Origin of the sequence: Mycolicibacterium arabiense (genome assembly GCF_010731815.2) — a bacterium.
GTDB lineage: Bacteria > Actinomycetota > Actinomycetes > Mycobacteriales > Mycobacteriaceae > Mycobacterium > Mycobacterium arabiense.
Genome location: NZ_AP022593.1, coordinates 113,168 through 129,364, shown reverse-complemented (window position 1 = coordinate 129,364; position 16,197 = coordinate 113,168). Strand labels below are relative to the sequence as shown.

17 protein-coding genes are annotated in these 16,197 nt (G+C 69.3%); 4 read left to right on the top strand and 13 right to left on the bottom strand.

All coding sequences use genetic code 11. From position 1 onward, the window contains the following. Positions 1-5: 5 nt before the first annotated feature. Entirely contained in the window at positions 6-1,523 is a 1,518-nt protein-coding gene (locus tag G6N61_RS02230; protein WP_163916929.1) for an alpha-(1->6)-mannopyranosyltransferase A, read from the top strand. An 18-nt stretch (positions 1,524-1,541) separates the two neighbouring features. Here G6N61_RS02230 and G6N61_RS02225 read toward each other — a convergent pair whose 3' ends face one another. Further along, positions 1,542-1,943: an Rv2175c family DNA-binding protein gene (locus G6N61_RS02225; protein WP_163916927.1), complete on the bottom strand. Its 402-nt coding sequence runs from the start codon at positions 1,941-1,943 to the stop codon at positions 1,542-1,544. A gap of 23 nt (positions 1,944-1,966) precedes the next feature. On the opposite strand from G6N61_RS02225, the gene G6N61_RS02220 reads away from it, so the two are divergent. Continuing rightward, the gene (locus tag G6N61_RS02220) at positions 1,967-3,112 is read left to right on the top strand and encodes a protein kinase domain-containing protein (RefSeq protein ID WP_163916925.1); all 1,146 of its coding nucleotides are present in this window, start codon (positions 1,967-1,969) and stop codon (positions 3,110-3,112) included. Here the strand turns inward: G6N61_RS02220 and G6N61_RS02215 are convergent. The 3 genes from G6N61_RS02215 to G6N61_RS02205 all read right to left on the bottom strand — a co-directional run bounded on the left by G6N61_RS02215 (position 3,109) and on the right by G6N61_RS02205 (position 5,971). Then, positions 3,109-4,509 carry a class II 3-deoxy-7-phosphoheptulonate synthase gene (locus G6N61_RS02215; protein WP_163916923.1) on the bottom strand — a complete coding sequence of 467 codons (1,401 nt, stop codon included), beginning with the start codon at positions 4,507-4,509 and terminating at the stop codon, positions 3,109-3,111. The two genes, G6N61_RS02220 and G6N61_RS02215, sit on opposite strands and share 4 nt — an antisense overlap. A 74-nt stretch (positions 4,510-4,583) precedes the next feature. After that, positions 4,584-5,093 (bottom strand): polyadenylate-specific 3'-exoribonuclease AS, encoded by a 510-nt coding sequence (locus G6N61_RS02210; RefSeq protein ID WP_163916921.1) that lies wholly within the window; start codon positions 5,091-5,093, stop codon positions 4,584-4,586. A gap of 2 nt (positions 5,094-5,095) precedes the next feature. Further along, a complete protein-coding gene (locus tag G6N61_RS02205) occupies positions 5,096-5,971 on the bottom strand; it encodes a hypothetical protein (RefSeq protein WP_163916920.1) in 876 nt (291 codons plus the stop codon). Between the two features lie 116 nt (positions 5,972-6,087). Between G6N61_RS02205 and G6N61_RS02200 the strand changes: the two genes are divergently transcribed. Then, on the top strand, positions 6,088-7,419 hold the full coding sequence (locus tag G6N61_RS02200) for a glycosyltransferase 87 family protein (RefSeq protein WP_163916917.1): 1,332 nt from the start codon (positions 6,088-6,090) through the stop codon (positions 7,417-7,419). Here the strand turns inward: G6N61_RS02200 and G6N61_RS02195 are convergent. From G6N61_RS02195 to G6N61_RS02175, 5 genes are all read right to left on the bottom strand, one after another. Further along, the gene (locus G6N61_RS02195; protein ID WP_163916915.1) at positions 7,362-8,087 is read right to left on the bottom strand and encodes a lysophospholipid acyltransferase family protein; all 726 of its coding nucleotides are present in this window, start codon (positions 8,085-8,087) and stop codon (positions 7,362-7,364) included. The genes G6N61_RS02200 and G6N61_RS02195 overlap by 58 nt on opposite strands. A gap of 91 nt (positions 8,088-8,178) precedes the next feature. Further along, on the bottom strand, positions 8,179-8,538 hold the full coding sequence (locus tag G6N61_RS02190; protein WP_163916913.1) for a hypothetical protein: 360 nt from the start codon (positions 8,536-8,538) through the stop codon (positions 8,179-8,181). After that, positions 8,535-9,791, bottom strand: a complete 1,257-nt coding sequence (locus G6N61_RS02185; protein ID WP_407666358.1) for an ArsA family ATPase — start codon at positions 9,789-9,791, stop codon at positions 8,535-8,537. Before G6N61_RS02185 ends, G6N61_RS02190 begins: the two co-directional genes overlap by 4 nt. Before the next feature lie 14 nt (positions 9,792-9,805). Then, entirely contained in the window at positions 9,806-10,243 is a 438-nt protein-coding gene (locus tag G6N61_RS02180) for an SRPBCC family protein (RefSeq protein ID WP_163916909.1), read from the bottom strand. Positions 10,244-10,348: 105 nt separating this feature from the next. Beyond that, positions 10,349-10,738 carry a polyketide cyclase / dehydrase and lipid transport gene (locus tag G6N61_RS02175; RefSeq protein ID WP_163916906.1) on the bottom strand — a complete coding sequence of 130 codons (390 nt, stop codon included), beginning with the start codon at positions 10,736-10,738 and terminating at the stop codon, positions 10,349-10,351. A gap of 125 nt (positions 10,739-10,863) precedes the next feature. On the opposite strand from G6N61_RS02175, the gene G6N61_RS02170 reads away from it, so the two are divergent. Then, entirely contained in the window at positions 10,864-12,696 is a 1,833-nt protein-coding gene (locus tag G6N61_RS02170) for an AMP-dependent synthetase/ligase (protein WP_163916904.1), read from the top strand. Here the strand turns inward: G6N61_RS02170 and G6N61_RS02165 are convergent. From G6N61_RS02165 to G6N61_RS02150, 4 genes are all read right to left on the bottom strand, one after another. Beyond that, positions 12,693-13,835, bottom strand: coding sequence for a glycosyltransferase family 4 protein (locus tag G6N61_RS02165; protein ID WP_163916902.1), 1,143 nt, complete (start codon positions 13,833-13,835; stop codon positions 12,693-12,695). The genes G6N61_RS02170 and G6N61_RS02165 overlap by 4 nt on opposite strands. Before the next feature lie 9 nt (positions 13,836-13,844). Next, positions 13,845-14,684: a peptidase gene (locus tag G6N61_RS02160; RefSeq protein ID WP_163916900.1), complete on the bottom strand. Its 840-nt coding sequence runs from the start codon at positions 14,682-14,684 to the stop codon at positions 13,845-13,847. Further along, complete coding sequence (gene ripC / locus G6N61_RS02155) at positions 14,653-15,786, bottom strand: peptidoglycan hydrolase RipC (RefSeq protein WP_220101430.1); 1,134 nt, start codon at positions 15,784-15,786, stop codon at positions 14,653-14,655. Before ripC ends, G6N61_RS02160 begins: the two co-directional genes overlap by 32 nt. Positions 15,787-15,938: 152 nt before the next feature. After that, positions 15,939-16,166, bottom strand: coding sequence for a hypothetical protein (locus G6N61_RS02150; protein WP_163916895.1), 228 nt, complete (start codon positions 16,164-16,166; stop codon positions 15,939-15,941). Between the last annotated feature and the right edge of the window lie 31 nt (positions 16,167-16,197).

Genomic DNA, 16,197 nt, shown 5'->3' with positions numbered 1-16,197 from the left:
CGCCCATGGCCACGTCCTCCGCACCGACGCAGGAGTCGGAATCCCGTCCCCGCAAGGGAGTGTCGGGCCTCGTCGACTTCATCCGGTCCCCCGACGGCAAACCGGCACGCCTGGGCTTCCTCGGCGCGTGTCTGATCACCCTCGGGGGGCTCGGCGCAGGCAGCACGCGCCTGCACGATCCCCTGCTCGAGTCGATGGGCATGTCGTGGCTGCGGTTCGGCCACGGCCTGGTGGTGTCGTCACTGCTGCTGTGGGGCGGCGTCGCGGTGATGCTGGTGTCGTGGCTGTGGTTGGGCAGGCGCGTCATCGCCCACACCGTCACCGAGTACACGATGGTGGCGACGACCGGGTTCTGGCTGGCACCGCTGCTGCTGAGCGTGCCGGTGTTCAGCCGCGACACCTACTCCTACCTGGCGCAGGGGGCCCTGCTGCGCGACGGTCTCGACCCGTACGCGGTGGGGCCGGTCGACAACGTGAACTCGCTGCTGGACAACGTCAGCCCGATCTGGACCACCACCACCGCGCCGTACGGCCCCGCGTTCATCCTGATCGCGAAGTTCGTCACGCTGATCGTCGGCGATCACGTGGTCGCGGGCACGATGCTGCTGCGGTTGTGCATGCTGCCGGGGCTGGTGCTGCTGATCTGGGCGGCGCCCAGGGTGGCCCGCCGCATCGGTGCCAACGGCCCTGCGGCGCTGTGGATCTGCGTGCTCAATCCGCTGGTGATCATCCACCTGATGGGTGGCGTGCACAACGAGATGCTGATGGTCGGCCTGATGATGGCCGCCATCGCTCTGACGCTCGGAGACCGGCCGGGTTGGGGCGTCACGCTGATCGCGCTGGCCGTCGCGGTGAAGGCGACCGCGGGCATCGCGCTGCCGTTCATGGTGTGGATGTGGATGCACCGGTTGCGCGAGAAACGGCAGTTGGGCCCGGTGCGCGCGTTCGCGGTCGCGACGGCGGCGTCGGCCGCGATCTTCGTGGCCGTCTTCGCCGTGGTCTCACTGCTGGCCGGGGTGGGCCTCGGCTGGCTCACCGCGCTGGCCGGGTCGGTGAAGATCATCAACTGGCTCACGCTCCCGACCGCCGCGGCGAACCTGGTCAACGTGATCGGAGGGCTGTTCCTGCCGGTCAACTTCTACGCCGTGCTCGAAGTCACCCGGATCATCGGCGTCGCGACGATCGCGATCGCGCTGCCACTGCTGTGGTGGCGCTACCGGCACGACGACCGCGAGGCGCTGACCGGCATCGCGGCGGCCATGCTGGTGGTCGTGCTGTTCGTGCCTGCCGCGCTCCCCTGGTACTACACCTGGCCGCTGGCGATCCTGTCGGCGCTGGCTCAGAGCCGGGCCGGGATCGCGGTGATCGCCGGGTTCTCGACGTGGATCATGGTCATCTTCAAACCCGATGGCTCACACGGGATGTACTCCTGGATCCACGTGCTGCTGGCGACGGCGTGCGCACTGGCGGCGTGGTACTCGCTGTCGCACACCGCGGAGCCGGCGACCATGGAACGTCAGTAGGCCACGACCGTGGCACGGTCAATATGCCATCGCCTGGGCGCGCCGCACGACCTCTCGCGCCTGATGCGAGTGCAGCGCGTCGACCGGCCGGGCGTTGGACTGAGGCGCCGTGCCGCCGTCGCGGATGACCGTGAGCGACTCGTCCGGGGTGAACAACCACCGCACGATCTCGGTGTCCTCGAATCCTCCGTCGTGCAGCACGACCAGCAGACCGGGTAGCGACTTGACCACGCGGCCGTTCTCGAAGAAGACCTTCGGCACCACGACGGAGCCGCCTCGGCGCACCCCCAGAAGGTGTCGTTCCTTCAGGTGCTGGATCACCTTGGACACGGGGATGCGCAGAAGGGATGCGACGGCGGGGAGGTCGTAGACCGCCTCGTCGGAGTCGAGGACGTCATCGGCGGCCGGAATGTTGCTCACGGCACCGAGTCTAAGATGCACGCGTGGAGACCAGCCAGTGTTCGGACCCGCTCGTCGGTGCCGTCCTGGATGGCCGATACCGGGTGGACACCCCGATCGCGACGGGAGGCATGTCCACCGTGTACCGCGGTCTCGACATCCGCCTGGACCGGCCCGTCGCGGTGAAGGTGATGGATCCCCGGTATGCGGGCGATCAGCAGTTCATGGTCCGGTTCCAGCGCGAGGCACGGGCTGTCGCGCGGCTGAAGCATCCGGGGCTGGTCTCGGTGTACGACCAGGGACTCGACGGCAGGCACGCCTTCCTCGTCATGGAACTGGTCGAGGGCGGCACACTGCGCGAACTGCTCGAGGAGCGCGGCCCGATGCCGCCGCACGCGGTCGCGGCCGTGCTGGCCCCCGTGCTCGGCGGGCTGGCGGTGGCCCACCGCGCGGGTCTGGTGCACCGCGACGTGAAGCCGGAGAACGTGCTGATCTCCGACGACGGCGATGTGAAGATCGCCGACTTCGGGCTCGTCCGTGCCGTCGCCGAGGCGAAGATCACGTCGACCAGCGTCATGCTGGGTACGGCGGCCTACCTGTCGCCCGAACAGGTCGGCACCGGTGACGCCGACCCACGCAGCGACGTCTACGCCGTCGGGATACTCGCCTACGAACTGCTCACCGGCGCCACGCCGTTCACCGGTGACAACGCGCTGGCCGTGGCCTATCAGCGGATGGACAACGACGTGCCGCCGCCGAGCGCTGCGATCGCAGGCGTCCCATGCCAATTCGACGACCTGGTGGCGTGCGCGACGGCCCGCGATCCCGACGCCCGGTTCGCCGACGCCCAGGACATGGCCGCCGAACTCGACGACGTCGTCACCGAACTCGGCCTGCCCGCGTTCCGGGTGCCCGCCCCGCGCAACTCGGCTCAGCACGCCGCGGCCACCGTGCACCACGTACGGCGGCCGACCCGGGCCTTCACCAGGGGTCCGTCCAGTCCCGACGAGGTCGAATACCGCCGCCCCGCAGGCCTATTCGCCGGCATCGAGATCGACGAACTCGAACTGGCCAGGCAGCGCGGCAAGCGGGTCACCACGTTCTGGCTGATCGCCATCCTGACGCTGACCGGCCTGATCGCCGCAGGCGCCTGGACGCTCGGCAGCAACCTGCCTGCGCTGGGGCTCTAGTCCCGGAGCATCTCCGCAACCAGGAACGCCAGCTCCAGGCTCTGCTGCGTGTTCAGCCGCGGGTCGCATGCCGTCTCGTACCGGCCGGCGAGGTCGGTGTCCGAGATGTCCTGTGCCCCACCAAGACACTCGGTGACGTTCTCACCGGTGATCTCGACGTGGATGCCACCCGGGTGCGTGCCGAGGCTGCGGTGCACCTCGAAGAAGCCCTGCACCTCGTCGACGATCCGGTCGAAGTGCCGCGTCTTGTACCCGGTCGACGACTCGTGGGTGTTGCCGTGCATGGGGTCGCACTGCCAGATCACCCGGTGGCCGGAGGCCTCGACCTTCTCGATGATCGCGGGCAGCACGTCGCGCACCTTGCCGTTGCCCATCCGGCTGACCAGGGTCAGACGGCCCGGCACGTTGTTCGGGTCGAGGCGTTCGACGTACTCGACCGCCAGTTCCGGTGACGTACTCGGCCCGATCTTGATGCCGATCGGGTTGGCGATCACCTCGGCGAACGCGACGTGCGCGCCGTCGAGCTGGCGGGTGCGCTCCCCGATCCACAAGTAGTGCGCGGACAGGTCGTAGAGCTTCGGGCTGGACCCGTCGACCTCGGCCCCGTCGTAGTCCATCCGCAGCATCGCCCGCTCGTAGTCGAGCACCAGCGCCTCGTGGCTGGCGTAGATCTCCGCGGTCTGCAGGTTGCGGTCGTCGACTCCACAGGCGCTCATGAAGCGCAGGCCGCGGTCGATCTCACCGGCGAGCGCCTCGTAGCGGGCACCCGCGGGCGACGTCCGGACGAACTCGCGGTTCCAGTCGTGCACCTTCTGCAGCGAGGCCATGCCCGACGACGTCAGCGCACGCACCAGGTTCATCGCGGCACTGGCATTGGCGTAGGCACGCACCAGCCGGGACGCGTCGTGGTCGCGCACCGACGCATCCGGCGCGAAGCCGTTGACCATGTCGCCGCGGTAGGACCGCAGGCCCAGCGCGTCGATGTCCGACGACCGCGGCTTCGCGTACTGCCCGGCGATGCGGGCCACCTTGACCACCGGCATGCTGGCGCCGTAGGTGAGTACCACGGCCATCTGCAGCAGCGTGCGGATGTTGGCGCGGATGTGCGGCTCGGTGTTGTCGACGAACGTCTCGGCGCAGTCGCCACCCTGCAGCAGGAACGCCTTGCCCAGCGCCACGTCGGCCAGGTGAGCCTTGAGGCGCTCGATCTCCGACGGCACGGTCACCGGCGGGACGCTCTCGAGCACCGTCCGCATCGCCTTCGCCTGGCTGGCATCCCAGCTGGGCTGCTGCAGCGCGGGCTTGGCCAGCGCGGCGTCGAGCCGGTGGCGCAGATCCTCAGGCAGCGGCGGCAGATCCGGCAGCTGGTCGATGGGTACGTCGACGGTCCAATTCACCCGTCCATGGTAGCGGGCATGAACAGTCGTTTTCGCCAGCGACCGTCAGGCACCGCACGGGGCATACCCGCAGCTCAGGAGCGCACTGCCCAGGACCCGTCGTCGTCGTCGGCCGTCATCAGCCGATATCGGAGCAGGTTGTGCTTGGCGTCGACCAGCGCGTCGTGGGCATCGCGCGGACGCGGCGGCATCCTCGGCGAACCGCGTTCCTCCCAGAACTGCCGCAACTCCCTGGTGAACCGAGGGATCGCCGGGGGCAGGTCCGTCATCGGTCCCCACAGCTGGCACAGCACCACGTGGTCGTATGCGCCAACCCACGCCCACAGTTCGATGGGCCGGTCACCGTCGATGTCGAAGAAGTCCTCGAGGTCCGACCGGATCTCCCTGCGCGAGCGCCACTGTCGCGACGCGGGTGACGGCAGCTTGGGCAGGACGTGCTTGCGGACCCACGGGCCTGCACGGTCGGGGTCGAACTCCGAGGAGATCGCGTAGTACTCGCGGCCGTCCTCGGCGGCCACCCCGATCGAGATCAGCTCGATGGTGCGGCCGTCGTCGATGAACTCGGTGTCGTAGAAGTACCGCACGCTCAGGCCGCTCCCCTGGTAGCCGGGGCCGTGACCGCCGGGGCGGGCGCGGCATGAATCTCGCGATCGAGTTCCGCGTCGACCTTCGCGTCGTCGGGGAACTGCGGTTCACCGGCCACGATGTGCTGCAGCCACAGTTTCGCCTGCACGACGGGCCTGCGCAGCTTGCGCTCGCGTTCCAGCGCCGTGTGCATCTTTCGCGGCCGCGTGGTGTACCGCCACCGTGCCCACGGCGCATGGGGCCGCGACAACCGCACCGCCCCCACGATCAACAGCGGCGTGATGAACATGCCGACCAGACCCGTCCACACCTTGCCCTTGAGCAGGACGACGACGGCCAGTAGCAGCGTGAGCACGGCGATGACGACCACCGTGGCCCTCGCCTCGATCGAGTGGTCGTCACGCCAGATGCCGACGTCGAAGAACGACAGCGGGTTGAAACCGAGTACGAGCAGTCCGGCGACGGCGACCGCGGCGAACACCGCATCGACCGAGGTGCGGCCGTCCTCGGCCCAGTACACGTCCTGCAGGTGCAGGATCAACGCGAACTCGTCGAGCACCAGTGCCGCGCCGATGCCGAAACCGACTGCGGCGACAGTGAACTCGACCACTCCCCCGTTCACTGCGAGCGTCACCATCGTCACCCCCGAGACCATGACGAGGACCACGCCGATCACCACGTGGTGGATGTGCAGACCGCCACCGGCCGAGATGTTGCGCGGCTGCCACCACTTGCGTGGTGCGTCGCTGCCGGCATGCCGTCGGATGTAGCGGACGATCGTGCGCGTCACGAAGAACGTCAGGATGAACGCGACCAGGCAGCAGAGCAACGGAATGCGTTCACGCGTGACGAAGTCGAATTGGACCGTGAGGTGCACGACCGGAAACTTACGCCGACCTGCACCCGCCGCAGGGTTGTTGGGTCCCGGACGCGCCGGGGCGGGCAGAGCGGACGCGAGGGGACACCACCCCCACCGATACGCTGTGACCCGACATGAGTAAGCGGCAGACGCCCGGTCGGGCTGGGTGGTGGCCAACCGTGGCGTGGCGGTCGTTCCAGCTCCTCGTGCTGGTCGCCGTGGCCTGGGCGGGCTGGCGACTCCTCGGGCACACGCCGTATCGCATCGACATCGACGTCTACCGGATGGGCGGTCGCGCGTGGCTCGACGGCACGCGCCTCTACAGCGCGGACACCGTGTTCCACACCGAGGCCGGGCTGGATCTGCCGTTCACGTATCCGCCGCTGGCCGCGATCGTGTTCGCTCCGTTCGCGTGGCTGCCGCTGCCTGCGGCCAGCGCGACGATCACCGTCATCACGTTCGTGCTGCTCATCGCCTCGACGTGGATCGTGCTGACCCGCCTCGGGGTGTGGTCGACCTCCGCCGCCGTGACCGATCCGGCCTGGGCCCGCCGCGGGTGGATCGCCGCAGCGGTCGTGGCGCCTGCCGTCGTCTACTTCGAGCCGATCCGGGCGAACTTCGAGTTCGGCCAGATCAACGTGGTGCTCATGTCGCTGGTGATCGCCGACCTGGTGCCGCGCCGGACGCCGTGGCCGCGCGGACTGCTCCTCGGCATCGGGGTGGCCCTCAAGCTGACGCCCGCGGTGTTCGTGCTCTACCTACTGTTGCGCCGCGACACCAGGGCCGTGCTCGTCACGGCCGCGTCGACCGTCGTGGCGACCCTGCTCGGCGTCGCGCTCGCCTGGCGCGACTCGCTGCAGTACTGGACCGAGACCGTGCACGACACCGGCCGGATCGGCACCGCGACGCTGAACACCAACCAGAACATCGCGGGTCTGCTGGCGCGTCTCGGCATCGGCGACGACCTGCGGTTCGTGCTGTGGACGGCGGCGTGCTTCGCCGTGCTGGGGCTGACGGTGTGGGCCGCGCTGCGCATCCTGCGTGGCCACCGCGCCGACGCGCCGGCCGCGGTCGACGAGGCGCCGGTGCTGGCGTTGATCTGCGTGGCCATGTTCGGCCTGGTGGTGTCGCCGGTCTCGTGGTCACACCACTGGGTGTGGGTGCTGCCGACGCTGCTGGTGACCACCGTCGTCGCCTACCGCTACCGCGACGTCGCACTCGCGGTCGTCAGCGTGGGCGGCATCGCCCTCGTGGTGTGGACGCCGATCACCTTGATGACACCCCACGAGGAGACTGCGGCGCCGCTGTGGCGCCAGCTGGCCGGTGGTTCCTACCTGTGGTGGGCGCTGGCGGTGATCGTCGTGGTCGGCGCGGTCGCGGGGCGGCTGCGATCGACTAGTCGGCGGGATCAGCCGGCTGCGGACTCCGGAAACCTACTGGCCGGCTTTCCGGCATCCCCCTCCTGAGCGGTCTTGACGTCGGCCGCATACAGGTCGACGTATTCCTGGCCGGATAGCTGCATCAGTTCGTAAACGACCTCGTCGATGACGGCGCGCTCGATGAACCGGTTGCCCGCGAGACCTTCGAAGCGGGAGAAGTCCATCGGCTCGCCGAACCGGACCTCGACGCGGCCGAACCGCCACATCTTGCTGCCCGGGGGGTTCACCTGGTCGGTTCCGATCATCGCGACCGGAATGACGGGAACGCCGGTGGTCAGCGCCAGGCGGGCGAGCCCGGTCTTGCCCTTGTACAGCCGCCCGTCCGGTGAGCGGGTTCCCTCGGGATACATGCCGAGCACCTTGCCCTCACCGAGGATGCGCTCCGCGGTGATCAGTGCGCCCTGGGCGGCGTCGGCGTCGGTCCGGTCGATGGGCACCTGCCCGGCGGCGGTGTAGAACCACCGCTGGAACCAGCCCTTGAGCCCCGTGCCGGTGAAGTACTCGGCCTTGGCCAGGTAGGTGATCCGGCGGTTGACCACCAGGCACTTGTAGAAGCTGTCCGCGACGGCGAGGTGGTTACTGGCCAGGATGACCGCGCCGGAACTCGGAACGTTCTCGAGCCCTTGCACTTTCGGGCGACCGAGCACCTGCAGCAGAGGTCCCATGAAGACGTACTTGAACAGCCAATACCACATGGAACCTCCCGCAGCGGGCGCCCGGACGGAGCCCTGAGACGACTTTACCCACGCGGTGAGAGGCCGACCACACGACCACCCGCGCGGTGACCTACTCGTCGACGTCGATCGGAATCCGTTGATAGCGGCCCGGCTCCGACGCGGGCGTCTCGTCGGCTGGCGTGGGCGACTCGGCCGACGGGGCCGCCGCGGTGGGGGTCTCGGCCATGGTGTCGACCATGGCGCGCACGACGGTCAGCAACGCGACGCTGTGCTCGGCGACCACGGTCAGCAGCGGATGCTGCTCGCCGTTGATCAGCGCAGCAATCGCGCACACCGGGCACCAGACCTGTTCGCACTTGCCCTGGCCGCCACCCATGGCCCGTGCGGCGGCCATCCGGACGGCCGGGTCGAGGCGCTCGAGAATGGCCTGCGCGAGCTGGCGCAACTCGGGAGCGTGATCCTCGCTCATGTGGGCCACACCTCCGGGTTGGGTCGAAATCGGACGGTCAGTTCGGTGCCGCGCAGGTGCGCTCCCGTCACGATGCACCTCCGCAGAACGGACGCCAGACGAACCCGCCGCCGCATACCCCCTGCACCGACGATCAAATCGTCGTCGACGCGACCAAGTGTCAGCGCCGACGGATCGACCTGCGGCAACTCCAACCGTAGCCGGTACACCGCGTCCAGACCGGAGCCGGATTCACGGTCGACGATGGGCGTGGGCGGCGGCGGTGGCGGGGAGCCGTCCCGCAGGCGTGCGGCGTCGAGCAGTTCGCCGAGCGCCTTGGGCCCGATCGGCTCTCCGGCGACGTGCGGCACCAGGACGAGCTTGACGTCGCCGACGGCGGTGTCGATGTCGGTCAGCACGGCCTGCTGCTGGGCGATCCGTTCGGTGTACCAATCGAACGCCGGGTGGTCCGGCAGATTGCTGTACTCGAAGGAATCATCTTGCAGCAGAACCTGATTCACGATCAGCTCGTTGACCGCCACGCCCATCAGCGCGAGCGAGCCCATGGTCCGGACCGCCTCGGCAGCGACCACCCGCTCCGGGGTGAGCACCAGGTGGGCGGCCACGCGATCGCCGTCGACGAGCAGCGCACCCAGTCGCTGGGTCCCCGCGGTGATCCGTTCGAGCAGTGCGATGACGCCCGTGGCCCGGTCGTCCTCGGATGCCAGCGACAGCCTGCGGTGGCGGGGCCATGCGCGCTCCAGGTACAACTCGAACGTCGCGGGCAACGTCAGCATGCGCATGGCGTCGGCGGTCGAGGCGCAGTCGACGACGACGTGGTCCCACGCGCCAGAGGCCGCCAGCTCCCCCACCTCGTGCAGACCGAGGACTTCTTGGATGCCGGGAAGCGCCGAGAGTTCCTCTGGCGCAACGTCACCGAGGTCGGACTCGGGGAACCGCGCCGACAGCGTGGCTGCGATCTCGCGCCAGTGCCGCTCGAGTAGCGCAAGCGTGTCGAGCGCCAGCGCGTCGAGGAACCCGCCCCCGGTACCCGTCAGGCCGGTCTCGAGGTCGGCGAGGATCCTGGTGGGCTTGCGCTCGCCCGTCGGCGCCACGGTGGTGCCGAGCACGTCACCGGTGGAGTGCGCCTGGTCCGTCGACACGATCAGGACGCGCGCACCGCTGCGCGCCTCCCGGACCGCGGTCGCCGTGGCCAGCGTCGACTTGCCCACTCCGCCCTTGCCGACGAACAGGCTGATTCGGGTTGCGGCCACCGCCCCGCTGCCCGTCACTCAGCCTCGGCGCGCTTCTTGAGGTCCTTGAGCGCGGTGTCGGTCAGCCTGCGCTCCGCCTTGCGCTTCAGCAGGCCGATCATGGGGATCACGAGGTCGACCGAGAGTTCATAGGTCACGTCGGTGCCAGACCCCTTGGGCTTCAACCGGTATGCCCCGTCGAGTCCCCGCAGCAGCGAGCTGGACACCAGCGACCAGGTCACCGACTGCCGGTCGGCCGGCCACTCGTAGGCGAGCACCATCGTGTCCTTGAGCACCGCGGCGTCGAGCACCAGGCGTGCGCGCCGCGGGTACCCGTCGTCGTCGGTCTCGAGGACCTCGGTCTCCTTGTACTCGTTCACCCAGTCGGGGTAGGAGCCGATGTCGGCGATCACGTCCATCACCGTGCCCGGATCGGCATCGATGTAGATCGTCTGTGCAGTCTTGTCCGCCACGTGTTCCCTTCCCCGGGTGTCTCCGGCCTCACGGCCACTGTCGGCGGACCACCAGTCGGTGCCCTTGCGCCCTGAAAGATACCCGTGCCTCGTGCCGGCCCGCCGTCATGCCAGCCGGGATACCCCGATCTCGCGTGTTCTCTCGAGGGAGCGCTTCAGTTCGAAGGACATCTCCTTGCCCGCCACCCGTCGCCGATGGTTCATCTTCGGCAGGTCCATCCGGGCCAGCTCCCAGGCCGCGACACCGGAGGGTTCGGAATGCAGGAAGTAGTGCACCACGACGCCGTCGAGGACGGGTTCGAGCCACACCTCCATCGTGCCGGTGAGCGCACCGGTCACCGTCCAGCGATGCCCCTGCGGGCCGCGGTCCTGAACGACGGTGAGCCGCAGGTCCGGCCACCAGCGTCGCCAGCTGGCAGGATCCGCCACGGCCGCACCGACGGCCTCGGGATCGGCGCACACGAATGTCTCGTCCGCGATCTGAATGCTGTTCATCGCGCCATAGCTTCACACATCGCCCGATGCGGTGGCAGCCGAACCCGACAGGTGTAGAGAGCCCATTACGCTGGTATTCCCTCCGTGACCCACGGCTGCCGGCAAACCAGCGAAAGGCCAAGATCGTGCGCGAGTTCAGTGTGCCCGCATCGTTCACCGTCGACGAGCACGACAACATCGTCGGTGTCGTGTTCACCCACGAGCGCGAGGACCCGAACCACGTCATTGCCCAGCGCCTGGTCGGCGGCACGTGGACCGACGTCACGTGCGCCGAGGTCGCGGCGCAGGTGCGCGCCACCGCCCTGGGCCTGATCGCCGAGGGTGTCCAGCCCGGCGATCGGGTCGCCGTACTGTCCTCGACCCGCTACGAGTGGCCCATCATCGACTTCGCGATCTTGGCCGCGGGGGCGGTGACGGTGCCGATCTACGAGACGTCGTCGGCCGAGCAGATCCGGTTCGTGCTCGCGGACTCCGGCGCGGTGCTCGCCTTCGCCGAGACCGACGCCCACGCCGACAAGATCGAGCAGCAGCGCGCCGAGCTGCCGGAGCTGCGCACCGTGCTGCGGATCGAGGGATCGTCGGAGGCGGCGCTCGACCAGCTCGCCGCGGCGGGGGCCGCTACCGATCCGTCGGAGCTGGCCACCCGGCTCGCAGGGATCGAGTCGGCCGACGCCGCGACCTTGATCTACACCTCGGGCACGACGGGCAGGCCCAAGGGCTGCCAGTTGACGCACTCCAACCTGCTCCATGAGATCCGCGGGGCGAAGGCGTGCTTCCCCGAACAGCTCGACAAGGGCGAGAAGCTGCTGGTCTTCCTCCCCCTGGCGCACGTGCTGGCGCGAGCCATCACCGTTGCCGCCTTCACCAACAAGGTGACGCTGGGCTTCACCAACGACGTCAAGAACCTGGTCCCGACCCTGGCGGTGTTCAAGCCGACGCTGGTGGTGTCGGTGCCCCGGGTGTTCGAGAAGGTCTACAACACCGCCGAGCAGAACGCCCGCAACGACGGCAAGGGCCGCATCTTCGAACTCGCGGTGAACACCGCGATCGACTGGAGCAAGGCCCAGGACACCGGCGGCGCCGGGCTGCTCCTGCGGCTCAAGCACGGACTGTTCGACCGCCTGGTCTACGGCAAGCTGCGCGCGGCGCTGGGTGGGAACTGCCGATCGGCGATCTCCGGCGGCGCGCCGCTGGGTGCCCGGCTGGGCCACTTCTACCGCGGCGTGGGGTTGTCGATCTACGAGGGCTACGGCCTGACCGAGACCAGCGCGGCGATCACCGTGAACCGGGTGAACGGGCTGAAGGTGGGCTCGGTCGGAAAGCTGGTGCCCGGCAACGCGATGCGCCTCGGCGACGACGGCGAACTGCTGGTGAAGGGCGGCGTGGTGTTCGGCGGGTACTGGAAGAACGAGGAGGAGACCAAGGCGGTCTTCACCGACGGCTGGTTCAAGACCGGTGACCTCGGCGCGATCGACGACGACGGCTTCCTCACCATCGTCGGACGCAAGAAGGAGATCATCGTGACCGCGGGCGGCAAGAACGTCGCGCCCGCGATCCTCGAAGACCGCATGCGGGCACACCCGCTGGTCAGTCAGGCCATGTGCGTGGGCGACGCCCAGCCGTTCATCGCCGCACTGGTGACCATCGACCCCGAGGCGTTCCCCGGTTGGAAGGAACGCAACGGCAAGGACGCCAACGCGACGGTCGCCGACCTCGCCGAGGATCCCGATCTGGTGGCCGAGGTGGAGTCGGCGGTCGCAGACGCCAACCAGGCCGTGTCCAAGGCCGAGGCGATCCGCAAGTTCCGGATTCTGCCGGTGGACTTCACCGAGGACACCGGTGAGCTGACTCCGACGCTGAAGGTCAAGCGCAAGGTGGTCGCGGAGAAGTTCGCAGGCGACATCGACGCGCTGTACGCCAAGGCGGTACGCCAAGGCGGTCGGCTGACCCGGCGCTAGGCCGTCAGCAGCCGGGACAGCTTGCGGCCCCTGGCCTTCCACTGCCACTCCTCGACGACCCAGCGCCGGCCGGCCCGCCCCATCGCGGCGGCCCGGTCGGGGTCGGCGAGCAGGTCGCCGACGGCTGCGGCGACGGCTCCGACGTCCCAGCCGTCGACCACCAGCCCGGTCTCGCCGTCGCGCACCGACTCGGGCGCACCGCCGGAGCGGCCCGCCACCACGGGCACCCCCGTCGCCGAGGCCTCGAGGAACACGATGCCCAGCCCCTCGACGTCCAGACCGGCCCCCCTGGTGCGGCACGGCATCGCGAAGACGTCGGCCATCGCGTGGTGGGCCGCCAGCTCCTCGGAGGGCACCCCGTCGGTGAACACGACGTGGTCGGCGACGCCGAACTCGTGGGCCAGCCGGTGCAGCGTCTCGCGGTACGGGCCGCCCCCGACGATGACGAGGGCGGCGCCGTCGACGCGTTCGCGGATGGTGGGCAGGGCGCGGATCAGCATGTCCTGCCCCTTGCGCGGTACCAGCCGCGACAGGCACACCACGACGGGGCGGTTCCCGAGTCCGTAGCGGGCCCGGAGTTCGGCGCGCGCCACCGAGTTTGGTTCGAAGCGTTCGGTGTCCACACCCGGAGCGAGGTGCTCGAGCGCCGCCCTCGGACCGAACGCCGACGCGAACCGGCCGCGGGTGTACTGGCTGATGTAGGTGATGACGTCGACGTCGTTGCCGATGCGCCGCAGCGCCGATCGGGCGACCGGCAGCATCGACCAGCCCACTTCGTGCCCGTGCGTGCTGGCGATGACGCGGCCAGCGCCCGCGGACCGCGCGAGCGGGGACAGCAGGGCCAGGGGTGCCGCCGCCCCGAACCAGACGGTGTCGATCTCGTGCTGCTCGATGAGCCGGCGCATCCGCCGAGCCACCGAGGGTTCGGGCACCATCAGCGAGGTCGGGTGTCGCACCACTTCGTAACCGACCTCAGCGGCGTGGCGGTCGTAGGCCTGCGAGTCCTTCCACGTCGGCGCGTAGACGGTCAGCGTGTGCTCGCCCGCCGCGACCAGTTCGTCGACCAGGTTCTCGAGATAGGACTGGATACCACCGCGCCGCGGCGGGAAGTCGTTGGTCACCAGCAGGATCCGAGACATCAGGTCAGGTTAACCGTCGAGCCATCGCCGCCAGTCGGCCAGCACGACGGGCACGTCGGCGCCGAGCGTCTCCCGGATGGCGGTGTCGGTGTCGGGGTGGCCGGGCCGGCAGGCGGCGACGTACAGCTCGCGGAGCACGTCGGTGCCGTATCGGTCGGCGACGAACCGGCTGAACCACCAGGCGCGGTCGTATGCCACCGACCGTGCATGCCCCACCGCGTCGAGGTCGGCGTCGGTCGGCAGGCTGCCGAGTTCGGCCACGTCGGCGCGGTCGGGTCGGCGCGGGGTGGCGGGACGTCCGACGAAGTCGGCGACGCCCTCGGTGAGCCACCGCGGCGCGTCGTTCGCCGTGGCCGGTCGGGCCGCGTAGTGAAACAGTTCGTGGGTCAACACGATTCGCAGCGAGGAGTCGCTCATCCCGGCCGCGCCCGGGGCGAACACGATGCGCTCGGACGTGGTGACCGCGGCGATGTCGGAACCCGGTCCGGTGCCGCCACCGCCGAGTGTGGCGAACTGTTCGTCGGAACCCGTTGCCACGATCACGACGTCACGGCGCCAGTCGTCACCCCAGAAGCGCGTGACCGCGTCGGCGGCACCGTCGAAGTCACCCCGTATCCGGTCGGCCAGCCCGGCCGCCACCGGACCCATCGGTATGACCTGCACGGTGCGCGCTGCCGCTGGCTGCGGCGGCGGGGCTACCGGGGTCGGAGGTGACGCGGCAGGCCACGCAAGCAGCGTGATGGCCGCAGCCAGCTCGACGACGAGGAGCAGACCCAGCGCTGCGCGCCAGAGTGAGATGAAGCCAGAGTCGTTGAACTCAGTACCGGCGAACGTTGTGGATCGGCGCATTGTTCACCGGAGCGACCGCCACCGGTGAGCCGTAGGTCGACGCGTGCACCATCATTCCGTCGCCGATGTAGATGCCCACGTGGGAGGCGTCGGAGTAATACGTGACGAGGTCGCCGGGCTGCATCTGGTCCATCGAGACGGCCTGACCGCCGCGGGCCAGCGCCTGGCTGGAGTGCGGAAGGTTCTTGCCTGCCTGACCGAAGGCCCACATCACCAGGCCAGAGCAGTCGAAGGCGTTGGGTCCCGAGCCGCCCCACGAGTACGGCGAGCCGATGCGGGTGAGCGCGGCCTGCACGGCCATCTGACCCTCGGCGGCAGGCGCAGGCGGAACGACGGCGGCCTCGGGCGGTCCCATGGGGCCGACGGGAGCGGCGGCCAGGATCTGCGGTCCACCATCACCCGGCGGCACGGCGCCGGGGGCGGGAGCAGGTGCGGGTGCCGGCGGGATCGCGGCGAGCGCTTCGCGCTGGGCGGGGGTCAGTGCGGTGTACTGCGACTTCACGACGGCGATCTGCACCTGCAGCTTGCTCTGCTTGGACTGCAGTTCGGCACGGACCGCGGCGGCCTGCTCGGCTGCGGTCTTGGCCTCGGCGGCGGACTTGGCCGACGCGGCCTCCGAGCGTGCGGCCTCGGCGTTGACCTTCTGGAAGGTCTGCATCTGGGTCGACATCTCGGTCGCCATCACTCGCTGCACAGCGAGCTGGTCGATGAGCTGCTGCGGGGAGGCGGCGGTCAGCATGGCGTCGAGGCCATCGGTGCGGCCTCCCATGTACTGCGCGGCAGCAACCTTGTTCACAGCACCTTGGAAGGTTGCCAGTTCTGCCTTCGCGGCACCGGCCGCGGCCAGGTCAGCGGCGTGCTGCGCGTCGGCCATCTCCTGCGCCGCGATCTTCTCGGTCAGATCGAGCTGGGCGCTGTGCATTGCCTCGGTGGTCTGCTCGGCCTCACGGGACAGCTCGTTGAGCTTCGCCAGGGCGTCAGCCGCGGGGTCGGCCTGCACACCTCCGGCCAGCGCACCCGACATGACGGCCAGCGCGACTAGCGCACCTGCGACGGGTCGACGAATTCCACGTGTATTCCGTTGCGTGCGGTCGAACCTCAAGATTTCGCGTCCTCACAACTGCCGTTGGGTAGCGGGCCAATCCGGGCGTAGGTCTCAGATAGGTTACGAAACGGCTTCGGGGTTGTCCAACAGAAGCCCCGAATTTAGCAGCAGGACGGGAATATTTTCGCTGCGAGTACGGTTTGGCGACTCTAGGCAACGCCAGGTTCACCGTGGCGGTGGATCGGAACCAGCCGCAGTCGCGGCGCCATCCCCACGTCAGCGAGCACCTCGAGCGCCCGGCGCTCGTCGGCGCGCAACGTCTCGGGGATTCCCAGCAACACACTGACGACGCAGTCGTCACATCCGGGCCCCCGAACCGCGCAATCGTCGCAATCGATCACGACGCTGCCGGTGTCGGGCATCTCGTCCCGTGCCATGAGCACTCCTCTCGTTGAGTCATCCGCACGC